We start from the raw sequence: 20,281 nt of genomic DNA, 5'->3' as shown, positions 1-20,281 counted from the left end.
AATTCCCTCGAATAAACCGGCTTACCTCGGGCTTACATCGTTAGCCCACCCGGTATACTTCATCTTCCCCCTTACCTATATGATTCGTCTTGCCATCCAGAAATCGGGCCGTCTGAGCGAAGATTCCCTCAACCTGATTCGTGAATGCGGCATTAGCTTCCAGACTAGCTCCTACAGGCTCAAAACTGAAGCCACCAATTTTCCCCTCGAAATCTTGTACCTGCGCGATGATGATATTCCGGGCTACGTGCAGGATGGCGTGGCCGACTTGGGCATTGTGGGGCAGAACGTGCTGGTGGAAGCGGGTATGCCGGCGCTAGAGCTGGAGCCGCTAGGGTTTAGCAAGTGCCGCCTGAGCCTGGCAGTACCTCGCGCCGCCGGCTACGACTCCGTGCAGGATCTGCAGGGCAAGAACATTGCTACCTCGTACCCCCAGATTCTGGGCGACTACCTCGCTGAGCGGGGCGTGAAGGCCAACCTGCACACAATTAGTGGCTCGGTGGAAATTGCCCCGAGCATCGGGCTAGCCGAAGCCATCTGCGACATTGTGAGCAGCGGCTCTACTCTGCTGGGTAATGGCCTGCGCGAGGTAGAAACTGTCTTCCGCTCGGAGGCCGTGCTCATCGCCAACCAGAATATGTCGGCGGAAAAGCGAGAAATTCTGGAGCAACTGCAGTTTCGGATGCAGGCTGTGCGCCGCGCACGCCGCAACAAGTACATTCTGCTGAACGCGCCTACTGCTTCGCTGGATGCTGTAAAGGCGCTACTGCCGGGTATTAAGTCGCCCACGGTTACGCCGCTGGCCGAGGAAGGCTGGGTATCGGTGCAGTCGGTAGTGAATGAAGATGACTTCTGGCACATTACGGGTCAGCTGAAAGCCGTGGGTGCCGAGGGCATTCTGGTGCTGCCAATTGAAAAGATGATTGCCTAAGGGCTGAACGGGTATAAACTGGGTGGTGCAGCCCGCTCACAATGACAGCTGCGCCACCTGGTTCTTTGCCTGAGTGATCCATCACCTAGTTAGACCCACCCAGAATCAGTTTTCCATCATGCAAGTTTTCCAATATCCCGATCAAACGAAGTGGACCACGCTTCAGCAGCGGGCCGCGGCGCAGGAGGCGCAGGAAATAGAGCAGCGCGTGCAGAGCATCTTTCTGGATGTGCGCCAGCGTGGCGACGTGGCCCTGCGCGACTACGCCCAGCAGTTTGACGGCGTGCAGTTGCAGGACCTGCGCGTAACGCCTGAGGAAATTGCGGCCGCCGTAGCCCAGGTTCCCGCCGAGCTTCAAACGGCCATTCGGCAGGCCCACGCCAACATCTGGAAGTTTCACGCCACCCAGCGGACGGAGGAAAAGCCCGTTGAGACGATGCCGGGCGTAACGTGCTGGCGCCGCTCAGTGCCGGTGCAGCGCGTAGGCCTCTACATTCCGGGTGGCACCGCGCCGTTGTTCAGCACCTTATTGATGCTGGGCGTGCCCGCCCGGCTGGCCGGTTGCCCGGAAGTGGTGCTCACTACGCCGCCCCAGAAAGACGGCTCCGTGAATTCGGTTATCCTGTTCACGGCCCAGCTTCTGGGCATCAGTACCATTATTAAAGCCGGCGGTGCCCAGGCCATTGCGGCCCTCACGGGCGGCACCGATTCGGTGCCCGCCGTAGACAAGATTTTCGGCCCTGGTAACCGCTACGTTACGGCCGCCAAGCAGCTAGCTACTCGTTATGGGGTGGCCATTGATATGCCGGCCGGTCCATCGGAAGTGCTCGTTATTGCGGATGCAACGGCTAATCCCTCGTTTGTGGCCGCCGACTTGCTCAGCCAGGCCGAGCACGGACCGGACTCCCAAGTGATTTTGGTTTCCGATTCAATGGCTGTGATTGAGCAGACGCAGGCTGAGATTGAACGCCAGTTGGCCACGCTGCCCCGGGCGGCCGTAGCCACGCAGGCGCTTAACGAGAGCCGAGCTATTCTGCTGCGCACGCCCGAAGACATGCTCTACTTCTCGAATCAGTACGCCCCTGAGCACCTGATTCTGGCCGTGCAAAATCCCGAGCAACTCGCGGAAGGCGTAACCAGCGCCGGCTCCGTGTTTCTAGGCCACTATACGCCCGAAGCGGCCGGCGACTACGCCTCCGGCACCAACCACACGCTGCCTACCAATGGCTACGCCCGCAACTACAGTGGCGTTTCTTTAGATTCCTTCCTGAAGAAAATCACTTATCAGCGCATTACGGCGCAAGGCCTGCTCAACGTGGGACCGGTAGTAGAGACAATGGCCGAAGCCGAAGGTCTCAGCGCCCACGCCCGCGCCGTCACTTTGCGCCTGGAAGCCGTAGCCGGCACAGCGCAAGCACTATAACCAGCAGTCCGCTCACTACTAGAACAGCCCTGCCAGACTAGCTCCATTCAAACTGGCCTAGCAGGAAAACAGCACATATTATGTTTGATCTAACCAGCCTCGTTCGCCCCAACATTCGGGCAATGAAACCTTACTCTTCGGCCCGCGACGAATTTCAGGGCGAGGCGCATGTGATGCTTGATGCCAACGAGAACAGCCTGGGCAGCGCCGGCCCCGAGCGGTTCAACCGCTACCCCGACCCGCTGCAGCGCGCCGTGAAGACCGAGCTGGCCAAGTTGAAGGGCGTGGCGGAAAACCAGATTTTCCTCGGCAACGGCTCCGATGAAGCTATTGATCTGCTGGTGCGGCTCGTGTGCATTCCGGGCCAAGACAGCATTTTGATTCTGCCGCCCACCTATGGCATGTACGAGGTGGCCGCCAACCTCAACGACGTGCGCATTGAGCGTCAGCCCCTGACGCCTGACTTTCAGATTGCTCCAGAGGCTATTGCTCAGATTGTTGCTTCCGACGCCAAAATCGTATTTCTGTGTTCCCCCAACAATCCCACCGGCAACCTGCTGCACGCCGAAGCTATTGAGCAGGTTCTGCGCGGTTTTCGGGGGCTGGTGGTAGTGGATGAGGCCTATGCCGATTTCGCGGCCGCTCCCAGCTGGACTACCCGCTTGGCCGAGTTTCCCAACCTGGTGGTAATGCAAACTTTTTCCAAGGCGTGGGGTCTAGCGGGCTTGCGCCTGGGTATGGCCTTCGCCTCGCCGGAGGTTATCAGCTACCTTAATAAGATCAAGCCTCCTTATAATATATCGGAGGCGACCCAGCAGCACGCCCTGGCCGCCCTGCAGGATGCCCCCCGCTTTGAGCAGATGCGTCAGCAACTCCTCGTCGGCCGCGACTGGCTGGCCGAGCGGCTGCCGGCGCTGAGCATCGTGGAGGAGGTGTTCCCCTCGGATGCCAACTTCCTGCTGACGCGCTTCCGCCCCGACGCCACCGCCGTGTATGATTACCTGGTAAGCAAGGGAATCATTGTGCGCAACCGCACCACCCAGCCCGGCTGCGTGGGCACGCTGCGCCTGACCGTGGGCTCGCCCACGGAAAACGAAGAGCTGTTACAAGCGCTGCAAGAATTTAAGGAAGCGTAATTTTCTTGGAGTGGCCTACGGAGCATTTCACGTTGTTCCGTAGGCCACTCCTTTAAGTAACGTACTACATCGACTACTCGCGCAGCGTTTGCTTCGCGTCACACATACTCATGAAAAAAGTACTCTTCATCGACCGCGACGGCACCATCCTGATAGAGCCGCCCACGGATTTTCAAGTTGATTCGCTTAGCCGCGAAAAATTTCAGTTTGTGCCCGGCGCCATTACTGGCCTAGCTCGCATAGCGCGCGAGCTGGATTATGAGCTAGTGCTGGTGAGCAACCAAGATGGCCTCGGCACCGACAGTTTCCCGGAAGACACCTTCTGGCCGGCTCACACGATGATGCTCGACATTCTGCGCTCGGAAGGAGTGGAGTTCGTGCGCGAGCACATCGACCGTAGCTTCCCCCACGAGAACCTACCCACGCGCAAGCCCGGCATCGGCATGCTGCAACAGTACTTCGGCGAGGCGGCAGGCTACGACCTGAGAAATTCTTTCGTTATCGGCGACCGACTGACGGATGTGGAGCTAGCACAAAACTTGGGCTGCCAGTCTATTTTGCTAAAGCCGGAAGGGGAGGAGGATGAGCGCGCCGCTTTGACTACTATGAGCTGGGAAAAAATATACCAGTTCTTGCGCCTGCCCGCGCGCACGGCAGTAGTACAACGCGACACGAACGAAACAAAGATCAGCATCGAGTTAAACCTCGATGGCAATGGCCGCCCGTCTATGCACACGGGACTTGGCTTCTTTGATCATATGCTGGACCAGCTCAGCAAGCACTCAGGTGTAGACATGAAAATCTCGGTGCAAGGTGACCTGCACATTGACGAGCACCACACCATCGAAGACACGGCCATTGCCTTGGGCGAAGCCTTCACGCAAGCCCTCGGCGACAAGCGTGGCCTGGCCCGCTATGGGTTTTTACTGCCCATGGATGATGTGTTAGCGCAAGCCGCCATTGACTTTTCTGGCCGCCCCTGGATTGTGTGGGAAGCTGAGTTCAAGCGCGAAAAAATCGGGGATATGCCGACGGAAATGTTCTACCATTTCTTCAAGAGCTTCTCGGATGCGGCTCGCTGCAACCTCAACATAAAAGCCGAGGGCCAAAATGAGCATCATAAGATTGAGGCAATTTTTAAGGCAGTAGCAAAGTCTATAAGGATGGCCCTGGTGCGTGACGCTGGCAAGATGGAAATACCCAGCACGAAGGGTATTTTGTAATTTATCCATTTGTTTAAACAAATAGATAATGCATTGACCTGCTGCTTAGTGTGCCATCTTTCAGCTTAGTAGTGCCACGAATGGGTTGCAGAAGACAAGTCAACAGCTAAAAGGCTGCGGACGAAGCGAGAGGGGCTTTACCCAAATGTTTTAACATATGTGTAAACATGAAAATCTTCTACTATTGCTCAAATGGAAATAGCAGTAATTGATTACAAGGGTGGCAATGTGCAGTCGGTGATTTTTGCGTTGGAGCGCTTAGGCGTGCAGGCAACGTTAACTGCCGACCATGATGTAATACGCCGAGCCGACAAGGTGCTTTTTCCTGGCGAGGGAGAAGCTGCCTCGGCTATGCGTGAGCTTCAAGCCCAGGAGCTCGATAAATTGTTGCCTACGCTTACGCAACCCTTCCTTGGTATATGCCTGGGCATGCAGTTGCTGGGCCAGCACAGCGAAGAAGGCGGGGGGACTGATCTGCTCGGTATCCTGCCCTTCGATGTGGTACGTTTTCCGGCGTCGGCGGAGTACAAAGTTCCGCACATGGGTTGGAATACGCTGAGCCAACTTCGCTCTCCCTTATTTACCGGGCTCCAGGAAGAGGACTATGTGTATTTCGTGCACAGCTACTATGCTCCCGTAGGCCAGTATACTATTGCCCAGGGGCAGTACCCCACACCGTTCAGCGCCGCCGTGCAGCATAAGAATTTTTATGCCGTGCAGTTCCACACCGAGAAGAGCAGTACCGTAGGCACGCGCATCCTGGAAAACTTTCTGAAACTATAAATCAGTTGGCAGGTACGAGTTGGCGGTTGCCTGGCAACCGCCAACTCGTACCTGCTAATGCACAACCACCATGGAAATAATTCCCGCCATTGACCTGATCAACGGCCAGTGCGTGCGCCTCACCGAAGGCGACTTCGCCCAGCAGACCACCTACGACTCCGACCCCTTGGCCGTGGCTCAGCGCTTTGAGCAGCACGGCGTGAAGCGCCTTCACTTGGTAGACCTCGACGGCGCCCGCGCCAAACGTCCCATAAACCTGCCGGTGTTGGAGCGCATTGCCCGCCACACCAGCCTGGTAGTGGACTACGGTGGCGGTCTGCAAAGCGACGAAGCCCTGCGGCAGGCCTTCGCGGCGGGAGCCACCCAGATTACGGCGGGCAGCATTGCTGTGCGGGAGCCGGAAACGGTTAACAACTGGCTGCAGACTTTTGGGGCTGAGAAAATCATTGTGGGAGCTGATTTCCGCGACAACCATATTTCCATTAATGCCTGGGCCGAGCAGAGTGAGCGTACCCTGCAGGAGTTTCTAGGCCAGTACCTCACTGCTGGAGCCACCACCTTTATCTGCACCGACGTGAGTAAGGATGGGAAGCTGCAAGGCCCGGCCCTGGACACGTATCGGGAGCTGCGGCAGGTGCTGCCGGCGGCCCGCCTTATTGCCAGCGGTGGCGTTACAACAATTGCCGATGTAGAAGCCCTAGCTGAAATCGGAATGCACGGTGCCATCATTGGTAAGGCTATCTATGAAGGCACCATTACCCTCAACGAGCTCAAAAGCTGGCTGTAACTGCTGACCTCAACACTCCATGCTTACTAAAAGAATTATTCCCTGCCTTGATGTGAAGGACGGGCGCACTGTGAAGGGCGTTCGGTTTGAGGGCCTGCGCGACGCCGGCGACCCGGTGGCACTGGCCGCCCGCTACGCCCGCGAAGGCGCCGACGAGCTGGTGTTCCTGGACATCACGGCCACCAACCAAAAGCGCGCCACGCTGGTGGCGCTGGTGCGCGACGTAGCCCGGGAGCTGGATATTCCGTTCACCGTGGGCGGCGGCATTGGCACCGTTACCGATGTGGAGGCGCTACTACTGAACGGAGCCGACAAAGTCAGCATTAATTCGGCGGCACTGGCGCGGCCGGAGCTGATTGATGAGCTGGCCGCTCGGTTCGGGAGCCAGTGTATTGTAGTGGCCGCCGATGCGCGCTACAACGATGCCGACGGCTGGCAGATCTACACGCGCGCCGGCACCAACAATACCGGCCGCAATGCCGTGGAGTGGTGCCGGGAGGCCGCCGACCGCGGGGCGGGTGAAATCCTGCTGACTTCCATGAGCAACGACGGCACCAAGGATGGCTTTGCCCTAGATATTACGGGGGCCGTGAGCCGAGCTGTAACTATTCCAGTGGTAGCCTCGGGCGGGGCCGGCTCCAAGCAAGATTTTACCAACGTGTTCCAGCAAGCCCATGCCGATGCCGGCCTAGCCGCCAGTATCTTCCACTTCGGAGAAATCGGAATCCGGGAGCTAAAAGAGCACCTGCGCCAAGATGGTATTCCGGTGCGGCTTTAAATGAATTGGTAGAAGTTGATTGCGAGTTGCTGATTGGTATTCCCTCTGTAGCCGCTAACAAGTAGCAACCAGCAATCAACTTCTACCAACCAGCAATCAACTTCTACCAACCACAACCATGGATTTCGCCAAAATGCCCGACGGGCTCATTCCCGTTATCGTGCAGGATGCCCAGACCGGGCAGGTGCTGATGCTGGGCTACCAGAACGAGGAAGCCCAGCGTGTAACGACTGAAACGGGCCGCGTCACGTTCTTTTCCCGCTCTAAGCAGCGCCTCTGGACCAAGGGCGAAACCAGCGGCAACTACCTTACGGTAGTCAGCCAGCACCCCGACTGCGACCAGGATGCCCTGCTAATCCGGGCCATTCCGGATGGGCCTACCTGCCACCGCGGTACTACCAGTTGCTTTGAGCAGCCGGAGCAAGTGGCCTACCCAACCGCGCCGGTGGGCTTCATTGCCGAACTGGAGCGCTTGGTGCAGCGCCGCCAGCAGTTCCCCGACGAAGACCCGAAGTCGTATACGGTATCCTTGTTTAAGAAGGGGATGCCCAAAATTGCCCAGAAAGTGGGAGAGGAGGCTGTAGAAACCGTTATTGATGCTGTAGGTGGCAACATTGAAGGCCTCAAAGGAGAAGCGGCTGATTTACTTTACCATTTGTTGGTATTGCTTACGGCTTCTGGTCTAAGCCTGGAAAATGTTGTGGAGGTGCTACGTCAGCGCCATACCACCATTTCCGCCGGCGTGCGCCGGGAGTAGCTGCCTCTTGTTGTCACTTCGCTGTTTAATCAGTCGAACAAAGCCGTTTAGTTTTCGCTAAACGGCTTTGTTATATCTAGCTGTTTCCAACGTTTAGAGCCTCCAACCAATTTGTAGGCCACCGCCAGCATCGAGATACGGCGCATTCGCGTTACGCCGGTTTACTGATTCGCGCCGGTAAATGCAGGTGCCTAAAAACGTATCAAGTACTACGCGCTGACCTAGGGCCCATTGACGGCCTAGATATACTTGGGGCTGGGCATGGGTCGTGCGGTAGCGGGTAGTAGTTCCTTGTAATGCGGTAGCCGAGGCCACATACACCTCTTCACTGCGCCGGTAGGTGCCCTGAAGGGCAAAGCTGGCATACCAACCGGTTAGCGGCCGCTGGGGCCTATGTTGCCGGAAATAATAGCGCAGCTGTAGGTCGGCGTGGTAGGAGTGAGAGACGCCCTGTATCTCTTCAGGCTGGCTTTGCCCCGCCGCCGGGCTAAACCATACGCCATAAATAGAATAACGCTGGCGGAAGTACCCTACGCCGCCCAGTAGGCTTAAGCGAGGCGTGAGCTGCCTTTCGTAGGTACTTATCAGGTCTGGCTGGTTAAATATCCGGACGCCGGCTTTCACTACTTGAGCAGCGGGCCGAGCATGGGTACTATCGGGAACTAGCGAGTGTTGGGCGTGAGTTGCCGTTGAGATACAGAGGCCTAGGGCTCCTAAATAATAGAATTTCATGCTGGTAAAAACTCATTCAAATAATTGTCAGTAAGATAGGGCGCAAAGGTGATGAGGCGGTATTCTACAAGACCATTTTGCTGAAGAATCCTTGAGTACCTTGCGCCCCGTTTTTACGCTCGTCTGTATGTCTGATAACGCTGCCTATCTGGCCACGCAAAGTCTCACCGTTCTTGTACCGGTGTATAATGAAGAAGAAAGCCTGCAGCAGTTTGCAGTCGAGATGAACAAGTTCCTGGACAAAACGCCCGTGACCACAACGGTTCTGTTTGTGAATGATGGCTCCACGGATGGCTCGCTGGCCATTCTGCGCAACATTTGTCGCCAAGATTCGCGCTATGAGTTTATTAGTTTGAGCCACAACCGGGGCCTCAGCACTGCCATCAAAGCTGGCATTGACCACTGCCGCACCACGCTGCTGGGCTACATCGACTCCGACATTCAGACCTCACCGCTGGACTTTCTTAAGTTCTTCGAGTTTTTTCCGCAGTATGATATGGTGAATGGCATCCGGGCCAAGCGTCAGGATACGTTTGTGAAAAAGCTCTCTTCCAAGATTGCCAACGGCGTGCGGCGTACGCTCATTAACGATGGTATTCAGGACACGGGCTGCCCGCTCAAGATTATGAAGATTGAGTACGCCCGCCGGATTCCGCTCTTCCATGGCATGCACCGCTTCCTGGGGGCGCTGGTGCAGCTGCAGGGCGGCAAAGTGCATCAGATGCCCGTGCAGCACTTCCCGCGCTTTGCGGGTACGGCTAAGTACAACCTCTGGAACCGCGCCTGGAAGCCCCTGGTGGATACCTTTGGTTTCCGCTGGATCCGCAGCCGCTGGAAGAACTACGAAATCGGGGAGGAGCAGCGCGGTACGGCTGCCTCAGCATAGCCTAGGCCACGCACAGTATGAGCACCGAAGTAGTTGCCCGCATTATTGGGCTGTTGTCGCAGGGCCTGTTCAGCAGCCGCATTATTCTGCAATGGATCAAGAGCGAGCGTGCCAAGCAGGTGCTGGTGCCGGCGTTATTCTGGCAGATCAGCCTGATATCATCCTTCCTGATGATTATCTACGGCATTCTGCGGCACGACCCGGTTATTCTGGGTGCCCAGCTCATCAGCTACGGCATCTATATTCGCAATTTGCAGCTGCTGGGCGAGTGGCGTAAGCTTAACGGTGTTTTCCGGGCCGGGGCGTATCTTTTCCCGCTGGCTACGTTGGTACTCTTCTTTGTGGGTACGCCCAACTTCAGCTTCCAGCGCATGTTGCATACGCCCATTCCGGGTGGCTGGCTGGCGCTGGGCGCCGTAGGCCAGGCGGTGTTTCTACTCCGCTTCGTATACCAGTGGCTGTATTCAGAGCGCAAGGGGGAGTCTGTGCTGCCGCTGGGCTTTTGGGTGGTGAGCCTGGTCGGCTCGTTTCTGGTGCTCATCTATGCCATTCTGCGTCACGATGAGGTGCTTATCCTGGGCAACGTGCCCGGCATTGTGGTCTACACCCGAAACATCGTACTGCTGCGCCGCGAGCAGGCGCAGCAGGAACAGGTGGCCTAGAGAGGGTTACCGGTCAGCTGCTCGGTCAGCTGCTACTTCTTACGATAAACGGCGTTACACAAGAGGCCCTGGGTAAATCCCAGGGCCTCTTGTGTATCATATATTATGACGAATTATACGCCTTACCCCTGGGGCTCCTGGTTATCCATCCACTCCACAAAATGGGCTAGGCCAGTGGCTAGGGTAGTTTGTGGCGCATAGCCCAGCAATTGCTGCGCCTTGCTGATATCCGCGTAGGTGATGTCTACGTCGCCAGCTTGCATTGGCTGAAACTCCAGCTGTGGAGAGTGGCCTACTGCGTCTCCCACGGCCGTGATGAGCTCTAGCAGCGTAACGGGGCGGTTGTTGCCTAGGTTGATAGTTTCATATACGCCCTGGTGGTTAAGTAGATGCGCCACCCCGCGGGCAATGCCGTCTACCGTATCCAGCACGAAGGTGTAGTCGCGGGCGGTGGTGCCATCACCGAACACGGGAATAGACTGCCCCGCCCGTAACAAGCGCACAAACTTATGAATGGCCAGATCGGGGCGTTGGCGGGGGCCATACACGGTGAAAAACCGGGCATTCAGCACATCCATCCCGTACAGATGGTGGTAGGTGTAGGTGAGCTGCTCCCCGGCCAGCTTGGAAGCGGCATACGGAGAGATACAGGCAGCCAGTAGGTTCTGATCTTCGCGGAAGGGTAGCACTTTGGTATTACCGTACACCGAGGACGAGGAAGCAAAAAACAGCTTCTTGATATCCCGTTGCCGCATCCACTCCAGCAAATGCGTGGTCCCGAGTACGTTGTTTTCCAGATAAGCTACGGGCTCCCGCACGGAGGGCCCCACGCCGGCTTTGGCGGCCAGGTGTACCACCACCTCAATGGGGTCGGCGGGCAGGGCATCTACCAGGGCATCTAGACCGTGGCGGAGGTCAACCTCGTGAAAGCTGAAGCGCGGGTGCGCAAGGCACTGGCCTAGGTTGGTTTGTTTAAGCGTCCGGTCGTAGAACGGATCAAAGTTGTCTAGGCCTACAACGCGGTGCCCATCCTGGAGCAGCCGCTCGGCGAGGTGCGAGCCAATGAAGCCCGCGCAGCCGGTAACCAGAATGGATGCCATGCGCAGATGCGGGAAGAAAGTGAAGCCCACGGGTGAAACCGCGGGGCGCAAAGGTAATGGAATTGCCCAGGTGGCAGTTTTTCGCGTATACAATTCCGGTCGGACGGTCAATTCCTTTTCTTACTAATGTCCGGCATTGTGCACATGCAACTTTCTTACTTCCGGATGGGGCGCCGAGTGCTGCTGCCCGTGTTTCTGAGTGGCCTAGCCCTGGCTTGTCATACCGCTACGGCCGCCCCCTTGGGCTCCGGTGCAACTGATAGGCCTACGTCGGTTCGCCCAGCCTCTCAGCCATTGGTGTTAGGCCACGCGGGGTCGGGGTTCTTTACGCCGTTTTTGCCTTTCAACCCGTTGCCACCCAGTAGTCTGCGCAGCATTAACCGGGCCTTGCGCCAGAAAGCAGCAGGAGTGGAGGTCGATATTCGCCTTTCGCAGGATGGCGTGCCCGTGCTCTACCACGACCATACGTTAGCCTCGATGACTGATGGGCAGGGGTGTGTCAGCCAAACATCGGCGGCCGACCTGCAGCGCTTACATTACCGCGGCGGTTGGCCCTACGACTGGTTTCAGCACGAGCAGATCAGCACGTTTGAACAGCTGTTGAGCCAGCTAGCTAAGCGACCAGAGTTTCCATATCTCCACCTCGATCTGCACGAGGATGATGCTTGCTCAGCCAATGATACTACCCGTAGCCGCACGCTAGCTCGGCAGCTAGTTGCTTTGCTAGGCCAGTATCGGGTGCCCGCGGAGCGGGTGCTCATTCTAACTAACCGCCCGACTACTCTGGCTTACTTGCGTCAGTTGCAGCCAACTTTACCGCTCGGGCTAGAGTTTACCGACGAGTTTGAGCAGGGAATGGCCTTCCTGAGTGCTGCTGATGTGCAAGCTGTGGTGCTGCACAAAGATGATGTTAGCCCTGAGCGGGTAGCCCGCATTCATGAGACTGGGCGGGAAGTAGTAGTGTTTGGGGGGCGCTCTGGCCAGGCTGTTAAACGAGTAGTAGCTTCCCGGCCCGATGCGTATCAGGTGGATAATGTGCGGCGCCTGCGCCACCAACTTCATCATCAGTCCGCCATTCAGCATTCCCTGTCCATGGCTAAACCAGCCAACCCGTAGGCCTAGTGTAAGTAGGAGCGCTGGGCTACTAACAGAAACAGTCAATTTTCAACAGCAACATATGCATCAAGAAAGCATCCCACCTCCTCGGCCTCGTGCCTGGGTGAGGTGGGCATCTGTACTAGCCGTTTGTATCAGTAGTTTCTTTATTCATGGCGGTGCCCCCGAAGTAAGTCTGATGGAGGCCCGCAATTTTGTGGCGGCCCGCGAGATGGTAGCGGGCGGCTCTTGGCTCATCCCGACTATGAACGGGGAGCTTCGGTTGGCAAAGCCCCCTTTACCTACGTGGGCCGTAGCTGGCCTGCAGACCCTTATTGGCCCAACTGAAAACCTGGCTCTGCTCCGGTTGCCCGCCGCTGTAGTGGCTACGTTACTAGTGCTATTTTTCTGGGGGCTAGCGCTAGAACTAACGCGTTCATTGCCCGGCGAAGAGGAAAACCCCGGTCGCACGGCTTGGTTGGGAGCCCTCGCGCTGGGTAGTAGCCTGCTGGTAGTCACTACTGGGCGAGAAGGTCAATGGGATATTTTTGCCGTGAGCCTGATGGTAGGGGCTCTGTGGCTGCTGGTTAAAGGTTGGCAGCACACGGGCCGCGCCTGGGGGTGGTTGGCCGGTGCCGGGGTACTAGGTGGGTTATCCTTACTTAGCAAAGGCCCCGTAGCCCTGTATACGGTGCTGTTCCCTTTTTTGCTGGTGTATCTGGTAGGCTATCCCCAGCATCGTCAGCAAGTCCGTCGGCAGCTGCCAGGTACGTTATTGGGGCTAGGCCTGCTGTTGGCTATTGGGTGTAGCTGGCCTCTCTATATTTATCAGCACGTAGCGCCTGCCGCTGTTACGGTAGCCCGTACGGAAATTTCTTCTTGGGGAGAGCGGCATGTTAAGCCTTTCTGGTTTTACGCTCCATTTGCGGTTTTTACGGGTATTTGGGCGTTAGTAGCGTTAGTTTCGCTGGTTTGGCCGTATGCCCGGCCACGGCTGCAGCACTATATTCCGTATGTTCTTGCCTTGGGGTGGGTATTGGTTAGTCTGTTGCTGCTGAGCTTGGTGCCCGAAAAGAAAGAACGGTATATGCTACCTCTAATGCCGCCGCTGGCTTTACTAGTGGCCGGTATGGTTCGGTACTGGGAGGCGGCTGTGGCGGCTAAGCAAGCCACTCGTTCTGATCAGGGGGTGTTGCGCGCTTGGGGGATAATCCTTTTGGTAGTATGCCTGGCTGTGCCAATTGCTTTACTCATTATTGATCTTCCCGGCACTAAAGGCCTTCGGTTCTGGGCTTCTTTGTTGGTGTTCGGTGGGATAGGGGTATATGTAATGCGGCAAGTGCGATTACCACAGCCCACAGCTCTCATAGGAGCATCTCTGACCGGCATGTCCGCCTTGCTTATTCTGTTGCTTCCTTTTTATCCTTTGTGGGAGCGTCGGCGCGATACGGCCGGACTGCGGCAAATGCGAGATATTCGGCGGCATGTGGCCCTGCAAAGTATGCGCTGGTATAGCCTCGACACGCTGCATGTAAAGCAGGTGTGGGCCGCGGGTAGGGCAGTCCCGATCTGGCATATCCCAGCCGGTATATCTTACGCGTTAAAGCACAGAGAAGTGCCTGCTGGGCCAGTAGCAGTTTTTTCGGCGGCCCCCCTGAAGGCCCGATTACCGTTGGCATGGCGTAACGCGGGGTTTGGCATAACGCAGGTTGATAGCTTTTATCTGGGAGGGAAAAGGGAGTCAGGTTATTGGGTAGTAGGGGTTCTTAGCCGTAACAGACACATTTCACCTTAACATAATATTTAAACAGGCAGCTGTTTTTATTTTTTATGACAGTAGGAGGTAAGACTGGCTTTAAAGCAAAGAGGGCCGCGGATACTATCCGCGGCCCTCTTTGCTTAGCGTAATTGGCGTCTGATCTTATCCAACAAGGCACTTACAAGTACCAAATCATCCACATCCTGTATGACAAGCTGAGTGTCTAAGCCAGGACCACTGATGCTAATGCTATACCCGTGGCCTAGGGGAGTTGCTGGAACAGAATAGGCAACCTGTGCAGGTGGCTGGGGTGTATGAGTTACCTGTGCAGCGGCCGGTTGTGGATTGCTCGCAATATAAGTTCCTGTAGTCGTAGGCAAAGTAGTGTCTCTAGGCCTCTGTACAGGCTCACCAGAAGCCACTGAAGGTACATACGGGGCTACAGACTCATCGCTTGTGCTATCTGGTTCTTCTGAGGCTTTATCAAGATCATCTGTGTCTAGTCCGAACAGACTTGATACTGGATCTGAGCCACGTTGCGAAGGCATAAAAGCAGGAGAAGGAGATATACTAGGCGAGGCGTTATCGGTAGGAGTCTTTGATTCACCAGTTGAAACCGCTGCAGCCGCTCCCTTAAACAAGTTTAGAGGCATCTCACCGCTGCTGAGTTCCTTGCGTGGGCCTTGTTGTGCATCTAATTGATCTATGTCGGCAATGATGTTTCTTTCATCAAGGATGGACACCATGCGAGCCCCATCGATAAAGGCTTTCGCAACACTTTGTGCATTGATCTCTTCTACTCCGAACTCTCGCAGTAGCATAACATCAAGCATGTGTACTGGCAGCTCTCTGTTCCGAAACTTACGACAGATCTGGGTGAATAATGGGGGATGGAGAAAGGCTTCTCTATGATAGATTCTTTCTTCCTGCTTATCATAAGCGTGTTTGATGCGCCTGAACAAGTTAGTAGTTGTTAGGAATTCGCGCTTGCTTGTTAGAAGCCCAAACTTCACAGCCGAACCTATAATGGCTTTAAAGGAGCCACTAACCTTTCTGTTTAGTTTACGAGCAGCTGTTTCAATGGCGCACTTGCCACCAGTATCATCAACCACTTCAGCTACTTCCCACGCACTAGTGTAACTAGTGCGTGGATAGTCTATAGTCTTAGGCATGGAAAGTCAAGAAAAAATTTGTTGGTATATAGTACGTGTACGCAAGGTAATAGGATAAACTTGTTTAGCAAAAGTACATAAAAGTAGTTTAAAGTATAAAAAAGCACATTGATTTCTCATTTATATACTTTTTTAGACTTTTTACGCTTATTAAAGCTATTTTATTGTGTGGGTACTTATTGATAGGTTATTACTGCTTAGTATATACCCATTTATTTAAATACCCTCTAACAATACGGCGGGGCAGGCGGGCAGCAGCACGCCTTTTATTCCCTTTTATCTGCTTTTGAATCAACTACCGAGCGCATATCTACAGTGAGTAACACTTTCACAATGCTATTACTACAACCACTATAATGCGTTATCTCAGGGCCTCATTCATATTGGCTAAATGAATCAAGCGATTAATTAAGTTTAGCCATTTGATAGTTGTACAAATAGGAGGGAAGCAGTCCTCCACTTGTTCATTGGTGTATCTACCAGGTGAATAACACTGGGTGAATAACACTGGAACACTTCCTTCACAAACAGGTAGTATTCGTTGCCGCTAAACTTTGACCGCAGAAATGCTTAATAGTTGATGCATTGCACTGAGGCATGAGCTACCCGCTGGCTGTTGGCACTTAGCATTTCTCTTAATTGATTAGAGCTTGTCCAATAGGTTTAACTAGAGTTGTCTAGCTTTACCCACCAAGATTCCCGCTTTATTACGTTTCCATTTTATACTTAAGGTCACGCTAGTTTCTAAAGCTATAGTCATAGTTCTGTCAAGCTTTTGTTTTGTTATGCGGAACCACGCCTTGGTATGAGTATGAATCGCCAAGTTCTGGAACAGCTGCTTATTTATGAGTGATAGATAACTCGAAAATTCCAGTCCGGCACTGTATATCTATATCTAATGCCTCCGTGAGCTTGGGTAGTTTTCAGACTTAGCAGAGCAAAATTCCTCGAACTTTTATGGATGTGCTTATCTATTCGCTGCCTGAGAATCGCTCTAACTTTAAACTGTGGCCTATGGCCCAGCTGGTTATAGTAGGTGGCCTAGATTCGTATTAGACTCAGTTGAATTCTCGACGAGTCAGTAGGTAGTCACCATAATTCATATATTAGTTTGTCTTATAATTTATATTATGTTAAGTAGAATTTCTAAAAATACAGCCCAGCATAGTTCTACCTATATCTGGGCTGTATTTTACTCCCCCACCTTGATGATTTAGTGGAAGAGATTCACTCTAACTATTTCGCTGCTTCAAGCTTTGCCGACATACGCTCTGAATCAGCTGTACGTCCAACGCGCAAATAAGCCTTCTGCAGCGACGAGATGGTTGCACGGTCATTTGGCTGAACCTGCAAAGCCTTCTCGAAGTATGGCAGCGAATCCTGGAAGTACTTCTTGCCATCGGCTTCATACTTCTTACCAGACTTCTGATACTCAGCCAAGCTCATTTTGCTGGCCCTTGTGTAGAGGTCTGCGGCCTTGTTATAGTTGTAAACGCCCAAGTTAAAGTTAGCGTCAAAATTTTCTGGCTCAATCTCCACTGCCTTTTTGTAGGCCTCTAGTGCTTGAGCTGGCTGTTTTGCCTGATCAAGCAGTGAGCCTTTCACGGCGTACAGGTTGGCATTCTTCGGATCAGCGGCAATGGCTTTGTCAATTTTAGCCAATGCTTCTTTGCTACGGCCTGAGCTCAAATCAGCATTCAGGTCTTCAAGCATAAAGCTTTTGTTGGTTGGATACGCCTGCAGGGCCTGCTGTAACACCTTTGAAGCTTCAGCATCGTTCTTCTCCTGACGGGCCATCTGCAGCAGTGTAGTATACATCTGCGGCGATTTGTACCCAATGCCTTGCAGCTTAGTATACTGCTCCTTAGCAGCCGGGAAGTCTTCCTTAGCCGCTGCAGCATACGCCGCGTAGAGATACGCCGTTGTGTCCTGAGGACGAATCTGCTGGGCCATCTGGTACGACTTCAAGGCCTCGTCGTATTTCTTACCGTTGTAGTTTTCTACACCAGCATTCAGTGCTAGGCCATACAAGCCATCGAGCTTCGCAGTAGCCTGCTTGCCGAACTCCCCGTCTTTGCCGTCGAGCTGAATAGCTTTCTGGTAGGATTCAAACGCAATTTTAGCGCCTTCACCAGCGGGCAGAGCTTTGCCATATATCGGGCTCGATACCAGCGCATCGTAGATCTCGCCGCGGGTATACCAGGTTTTAGCCTTAGTAGAAGTTTTCTCGTTGGTTATTGCCTTGTCGATTTCAGTGCGGGCTTTGTCTAACGTGCCTTGGCGCTGAAACAAAACCGCATTCGTTACGGCTGAATTCTGAGCGGAAGCTGTGTGTAAAGCAGCCGCTGCAACGAGTGTCAAAATGGTCTTCTTCATGGGAGTTTGTCGAAGAATGGTCAGGTTGAATGAAAGGAATTGCAAAGCAAACGGCAGAACCCAAAGTTGAGTTCTGCCGTTGCAAGTTAATTAGCGCTGAGCGAATCGAGATCAGTGAGCGACGTGAGGTCTGCATCTGGTGTGGTAGCGGAGCCATCCCCATTCAGGGTCAGTCCATCACCACTTCCTAATTCCGCTTCTTTCTCTTCTTCGGCTGCTACTTTCGCTACCGAAGAAATTTCGTCACCCTGGCTGATTTTCAGCAGGCGCACACCTTGTGTGGCGCGGCCAATGCTGCGTAGTTCAGCCATCCGCAGTCGGATGGTGATGCCGGACTTGTTGATGATCATCAGATCGTCGGAGTCGCTAACGGCTTTGATAGTTACCAGTGCCCCCGTTTTCTCCGTGATCTTCATTGCCCGAACCCCTTTACCACCTCGGTTCGTGATACGGTACTCATCCAGCGGGCTGCGCTTGCCATATCCATTTTCGGATACTACCAGCAGCTCATCCTCGCTGTCTTTGTCGATGCACACCATACCTACTACCCGGTCTGAGTCGTCGGCCAGCGTAATACCGCGTACCCCGGCGGCCGTGCGGCCCATAGAACGCACTTTCTCTTCGGGAAAACGTACGGCCCGGCCCGAACGCAGCGCAACTACTATCTCGGAAGTGCCAGTGGTCAGTTGCACGTCAAGCAGACGGTCACCTTCGTTAATGGTAATAGCGTTGATGCCGGCGGTGCGTGGACGGGAATAGGCCTCCAGTGGAGTCTTCTTCACGGTACCTTGCTCAGTGCAGAACATCAGGTAGGTATTCTCCAGATAATCTGGGTCGCGTAGGCCACGTACGTTGAGTACGGAACGTACGCTGTCCTCCCGAGGAATTTCGATCAGGTTCTGGATGGGGCGCCCTTTGGTAGCCTTCCCTCCTTCTGGTACTTCGTATACCTTGAGCCAGAACACGCGGCCAGCCTCCGTAAAGAACAGCAGGTACTCGTGTGTGGTAGCCACAAACAGGTGCTCAGTGAAGTCATCCTGCTTGGAGGTGGCTCCACGGGCACCAACACCTCCCCGACCTTGCGCCCGGTATTCGTCGAGAGCCGTGCGCTTGATGTAGCCTTCGCTGGAGATGGTAATAACCATGCTCTCGTCGGCAATCATGTCCTCCATCGAGAAGTCGCCACCGGCGTACTCAATGGTGGTCCGGCGGGCATCGCCGTAACGCTCCTTAATCTCCTGAAGCTCGTCGCGGATGATTTGGCGCTGCATCTCATCCGACGCCAGTACGGCCTTCAGGTGATCAATCAGCTTCATCAGCTCATCGTACTCCGCCACAATTTTATCGCGCTCCAGGCCCGTGAGGCGCTGCAGACGCATATCCAGAATGGCGCGAGCCTGTACTTCGCTCAGTGAGAATCGCTCAATGAGTTGGCCACGGGCAACCTCTGGGTCACGGGAGGAACGGATGAGAGCAATTACTTCGTCGAGGTGGTCTAAAGCAATCAGCAGGCCTTCCAAGATGTGGGCCCGCTTCTGTGCTTCCGCCAGCTCGTAGCGCGTCCGACGCACAATTACATCAGCGCGGTGCTCTACGAAGTATACAATCAGGTCCTTCAGGTTCAGCGTCATGGGGCGGCCCTTTACCAGGGCTACGTTGTTGACGCCGAACGAAGACTGCAGCTGGGTGTACTTGAACAGGTTGTTCAGCACCACCGTGGGCATAGCATCCCGCTTCAGGTCGTACACAATGCGCATACCATCACGGTCCGACTCGTCGCGCAAGTCGGCAATACCTTCAATCTTCTTCTCGTTGATGAGAGCCGCCGTCTTCTCAATCATCGAGGCCTTGTTCACCATATAGGGAATTTCGGTCACGATGATCTGCTCCTTCCCCGAAGGTAAGGTTTCGAAGTGCGCTTTTGCCCGCATCACTACGCGGCCCCGGCCCGTTTCGAAGGCTTGCTTCACGCCGTCGTAACCGTAAATGATACCGCCAGTCGGGAAGTCGGGAGCCGTTACGTGCTCCATCAATTCTGCCACCGTGATATCCTCGTTGCCGAGGTAGGCCACGATGCCGTCTACTACCTCCGTGAGGTTATGAGGCGCCATGTTGGTAGCCATACCCACGGCAATACCCGTGGTGCCGTTTACCAGCAGGTTCGGGAACTTAGCCGGCATCACCGACGGCTCCTCCAGGGAGTCGTCGAAGTTGGGCTGGAAGTCCACCGTTTCCTTGTCCAGGTCGCCGAGCATTTCATCGGCCAAGCGCTTCAAGCGGGCCTCCGTGTAACGCATAGCCGCCGGCGAGTCGCCGTCGATGCTACCGAAGTTACCTTGTCCGTCTACGAGCGGGTAACGCAGGCTCCAGTCCTGGGCCATGCGCACCATCGTGTCGTACACGGAGGAGTCACCGTGGGGGTGATATTTACCGAGCACCTCGCCCACGATACGGGCGCTCTTCTTATAGGATTTGTTGTAGGAAACGCCCAGCTCGCTCATGCCATAGAGCACGCGCCGGTGCACGGGTTTCAAACCGTCGCGCACATCCGGCAGAGCCCGGGAGATGATGACCGACATCGAGTAGTCGATGTAGGCGCCGCGCATCTCATCTTCAATGTTTATCGGAATGATCTTTTCGCCTTCCGCCATAGGGAGATCTAAGTGGCCTAGAAACCCGTG

General features: G+C 54.7%; 17 protein-coding genes. 12 read left to right on the top strand and 5 right to left on the bottom strand.

Features of this window, described 5'->3' with window-relative positions:
• Positions 1 to 79: 79 nt before the first annotated feature.
• From hisG to hisIE, 8 genes are all read left to right on the top strand, one after another.
• Positions 80 to 931 (top strand): ATP phosphoribosyltransferase, encoded by an 852-nt coding sequence (gene hisG / locus EU557_RS10910; protein ID WP_135530500.1) that lies wholly within the window; start codon positions 80 to 82, stop codon positions 929 to 931.
• 118 nt (positions 932 to 1,049) lie between these two features.
• Entirely contained in the window at positions 1,050 to 2,354 is a 1,305-nt protein-coding gene (gene hisD, locus EU557_RS10905; RefSeq protein WP_135530499.1) for a histidinol dehydrogenase, read from the top strand.
• 80 nt (positions 2,355 to 2,434) lie between these two features.
• The gene (hisC, locus tag EU557_RS10900) at positions 2,435 to 3,490 is read left to right on the top strand and encodes a histidinol-phosphate transaminase (RefSeq protein ID WP_135530498.1); all 1,056 of its coding nucleotides are present in this window, start codon (positions 2,435 to 2,437) and stop codon (positions 3,488 to 3,490) included.
• Positions 3,491 to 3,600: 110 nt separating this feature from the next.
• Positions 3,601 to 4,713, top strand: coding sequence for a bifunctional histidinol-phosphatase/imidazoleglycerol-phosphate dehydratase HisB (gene hisB, locus EU557_RS10895; protein ID WP_135530497.1), 1,113 nt, complete (start codon positions 3,601 to 3,603; stop codon positions 4,711 to 4,713).
• 192 nt (positions 4,714 to 4,905) lie between these two features.
• Positions 4,906 to 5,496 (top strand): imidazole glycerol phosphate synthase subunit HisH, encoded by a 591-nt coding sequence (gene hisH, locus EU557_RS10890; protein WP_135530496.1) that lies wholly within the window; start codon positions 4,906 to 4,908, stop codon positions 5,494 to 5,496.
• A gap of 70 nt (positions 5,497 to 5,566) precedes the next feature.
• On the top strand, positions 5,567 to 6,283 hold the full coding sequence (hisA, locus tag EU557_RS10885; protein ID WP_135530495.1) for a 1-(5-phosphoribosyl)-5-[(5-phosphoribosylamino)methylideneamino]imidazole-4-carboxamide isomerase: 717 nt from the start codon (positions 5,567 to 5,569) through the stop codon (positions 6,281 to 6,283).
• 19 nt (positions 6,284 to 6,302) lie between these two features.
• Positions 6,303 to 7,061 carry an imidazole glycerol phosphate synthase subunit HisF gene (hisF, locus tag EU557_RS10880; RefSeq protein WP_135530494.1) on the top strand — a complete coding sequence of 253 codons (759 nt, stop codon included), beginning with the start codon at positions 6,303 to 6,305 and terminating at the stop codon, positions 7,059 to 7,061.
• Positions 7,062 to 7,179: 118 nt separating this feature from the next.
• Positions 7,180 to 7,818: a bifunctional phosphoribosyl-AMP cyclohydrolase/phosphoribosyl-ATP diphosphatase HisIE gene (gene hisIE, locus EU557_RS10875; RefSeq protein WP_135530493.1), complete on the top strand. Its 639-nt coding sequence runs from the start codon at positions 7,180 to 7,182 to the stop codon at positions 7,816 to 7,818.
• Between the two features lie 93 nt (positions 7,819 to 7,911).
• Here hisIE and EU557_RS10870 read toward each other — a convergent pair whose 3' ends face one another.
• Positions 7,912 to 8,550 carry a hypothetical protein gene (locus EU557_RS10870; RefSeq protein ID WP_135530492.1) on the bottom strand — a complete coding sequence of 213 codons (639 nt, stop codon included), beginning with the start codon at positions 8,548 to 8,550 and terminating at the stop codon, positions 7,912 to 7,914.
• Between the two features lie 127 nt (positions 8,551 to 8,677).
• Here EU557_RS10870 and EU557_RS10865 point away from each other — a divergent pair, with 127 nt between their 5' ends.
• Positions 8,678 to 9,436, top strand: a complete 759-nt coding sequence (locus tag EU557_RS10865) for a glycosyltransferase (protein WP_135530491.1) — start codon at positions 8,678 to 8,680, stop codon at positions 9,434 to 9,436.
• A 17-nt stretch (positions 9,437 to 9,453) separates the two neighbouring features.
• Positions 9,454 to 10,098 (top strand): lipid-A-disaccharide synthase N-terminal domain-containing protein, encoded by a 645-nt coding sequence (locus EU557_RS10860; RefSeq protein ID WP_135530490.1) that lies wholly within the window; start codon positions 9,454 to 9,456, stop codon positions 10,096 to 10,098.
• Positions 10,099 to 10,220: 122 nt separating this feature from the next.
• On the opposite strand, the gene EU557_RS10855 is transcribed toward EU557_RS10860, so the two are convergent.
• On the bottom strand, positions 10,221 to 11,249 hold the full coding sequence (locus EU557_RS10855) for a GDP-mannose 4,6-dehydratase (protein WP_245326236.1): 1,029 nt from the start codon (positions 11,247 to 11,249) through the stop codon (positions 10,221 to 10,223).
• 75 nt (positions 11,250 to 11,324) lie between these two features.
• Here EU557_RS10855 and EU557_RS10850 point away from each other — a divergent pair, with 75 nt between their 5' ends.
• Together EU557_RS10850 and EU557_RS10845 are read left to right on the top strand one after the other, a co-directional pair.
• Positions 11,325 to 12,314, top strand: a complete 990-nt coding sequence (locus tag EU557_RS10850; protein ID WP_135530488.1) for a glycerophosphodiester phosphodiesterase family protein — start codon at positions 11,325 to 11,327, stop codon at positions 12,312 to 12,314.
• A gap of 178 nt (positions 12,315 to 12,492) precedes the next feature.
• Entirely contained in the window at positions 12,493 to 14,088 is a 1,596-nt protein-coding gene (locus tag EU557_RS10845) for an ArnT family glycosyltransferase (protein WP_167855165.1), read from the top strand.
• 104 nt (positions 14,089 to 14,192) lie between these two features.
• Here the strand turns inward: EU557_RS10845 and EU557_RS10840 are convergent, their stop codons facing one another.
• The 3 genes from EU557_RS10840 to gyrA all read right to left on the bottom strand — a co-directional run bounded on the left by EU557_RS10840 (position 14,193) and on the right by gyrA (position 20,251).
• A complete protein-coding gene (locus EU557_RS10840) occupies positions 14,193 to 15,224 on the bottom strand; it encodes a hypothetical protein (protein ID WP_135530486.1) in 1,032 nt (343 codons plus the stop codon).
• 1,236 nt (positions 15,225 to 16,460) lie between these two features.
• Complete coding sequence (locus EU557_RS10835; protein ID WP_135530485.1) at positions 16,461 to 17,600, bottom strand: tetratricopeptide repeat protein; 1,140 nt, start codon at positions 17,598 to 17,600, stop codon at positions 16,461 to 16,463.
• Between the two features lie 86 nt (positions 17,601 to 17,686).
• Positions 17,687 to 20,251: a DNA gyrase subunit A gene (gene gyrA / locus EU557_RS10830; protein ID WP_135530484.1), complete on the bottom strand. Its 2,565-nt coding sequence runs from the start codon at positions 20,249 to 20,251 to the stop codon at positions 17,687 to 17,689.
• Positions 20,252 to 20,281 lie beyond the last annotated feature (30 nt).

The organism is Hymenobacter wooponensis (assembly GCF_004745865.1).
Taxonomy (GTDB): domain Bacteria; phylum Bacteroidota; class Bacteroidia; order Cytophagales; family Hymenobacteraceae; genus Hymenobacter; species Hymenobacter wooponensis.
The sequence above is the reverse complement of the archived record's forward strand: the minus strand, read 5'-3'. Positions and strand labels throughout refer to the sequence as shown.

What these genes read in the sequence shown, in the direction of transcription:
- hisIE (WP_135530493.1), top strand. Translation starts at nt 7,180, where the DNA reads ATGGATTTCGCCAAAATGCCCGACGGGCTCATTCCCGTTATCGTGCAG.
- EU557_RS10840 (WP_135530486.1), bottom strand. Translation starts at nt 15,224, where the DNA reads ATGCCTAAGACTATAGACTATCCACGCACTAGTTACACTAGTGCGTGG.
- EU557_RS10860 (WP_135530490.1), top strand. Translation starts at nt 9,454, where the DNA reads ATGAGCACCGAAGTAGTTGCCCGCATTATTGGGCTGTTGTCGCAGGGC.
- hisC (WP_135530498.1), top strand. Translation starts at nt 2,435, where the DNA reads ATGTTTGATCTAACCAGCCTCGTTCGCCCCAACATTCGGGCAATGAAA.
- hisG (WP_135530500.1), top strand. Translation starts at nt 80, where the DNA reads ATGATTCGTCTTGCCATCCAGAAATCGGGCCGTCTGAGCGAAGATTCC.
- EU557_RS10865 (WP_135530491.1), top strand. Translation starts at nt 8,678, where the DNA reads ATGTCTGATAACGCTGCCTATCTGGCCACGCAAAGTCTCACCGTTCTT.
- hisF (WP_135530494.1), top strand. Translation starts at nt 6,303, where the DNA reads ATGCTTACTAAAAGAATTATTCCCTGCCTTGATGTGAAGGACGGGCGC.
- hisH (WP_135530496.1), top strand. Translation starts at nt 4,906, where the DNA reads ATGGAAATAGCAGTAATTGATTACAAGGGTGGCAATGTGCAGTCGGTG.
- EU557_RS10845 (WP_167855165.1), top strand. Translation starts at nt 12,493, where the DNA reads ATGGAGGCCCGCAATTTTGTGGCGGCCCGCGAGATGGTAGCGGGCGGC.
- EU557_RS10870 (WP_135530492.1), bottom strand. Translation starts at nt 8,550, where the DNA reads ATGAAATTCTATTATTTAGGAGCCCTAGGCCTCTGTATCTCAACGGCA.
- gyrA (WP_135530484.1), bottom strand. Translation starts at nt 20,251, where the DNA reads ATGGCGGAAGGCGAAAAGATCATTCCGATAAACATTGAAGATGAGATG.
- hisD (WP_135530499.1), top strand. Translation starts at nt 1,050, where the DNA reads ATGCAAGTTTTCCAATATCCCGATCAAACGAAGTGGACCACGCTTCAG.
- hisA (WP_135530495.1), top strand. Translation starts at nt 5,567, where the DNA reads ATGGAAATAATTCCCGCCATTGACCTGATCAACGGCCAGTGCGTGCGC.
- EU557_RS10850 (WP_135530488.1), top strand. Translation starts at nt 11,325, where the DNA reads ATGTCCGGCATTGTGCACATGCAACTTTCTTACTTCCGGATGGGGCGC.
- EU557_RS10835 (WP_135530485.1), bottom strand. Translation starts at nt 17,600, where the DNA reads ATGAAGAAGACCATTTTGACACTCGTTGCAGCGGCTGCTTTACACACA.
- hisB (WP_135530497.1), top strand. Translation starts at nt 3,601, where the DNA reads ATGAAAAAAGTACTCTTCATCGACCGCGACGGCACCATCCTGATAGAG.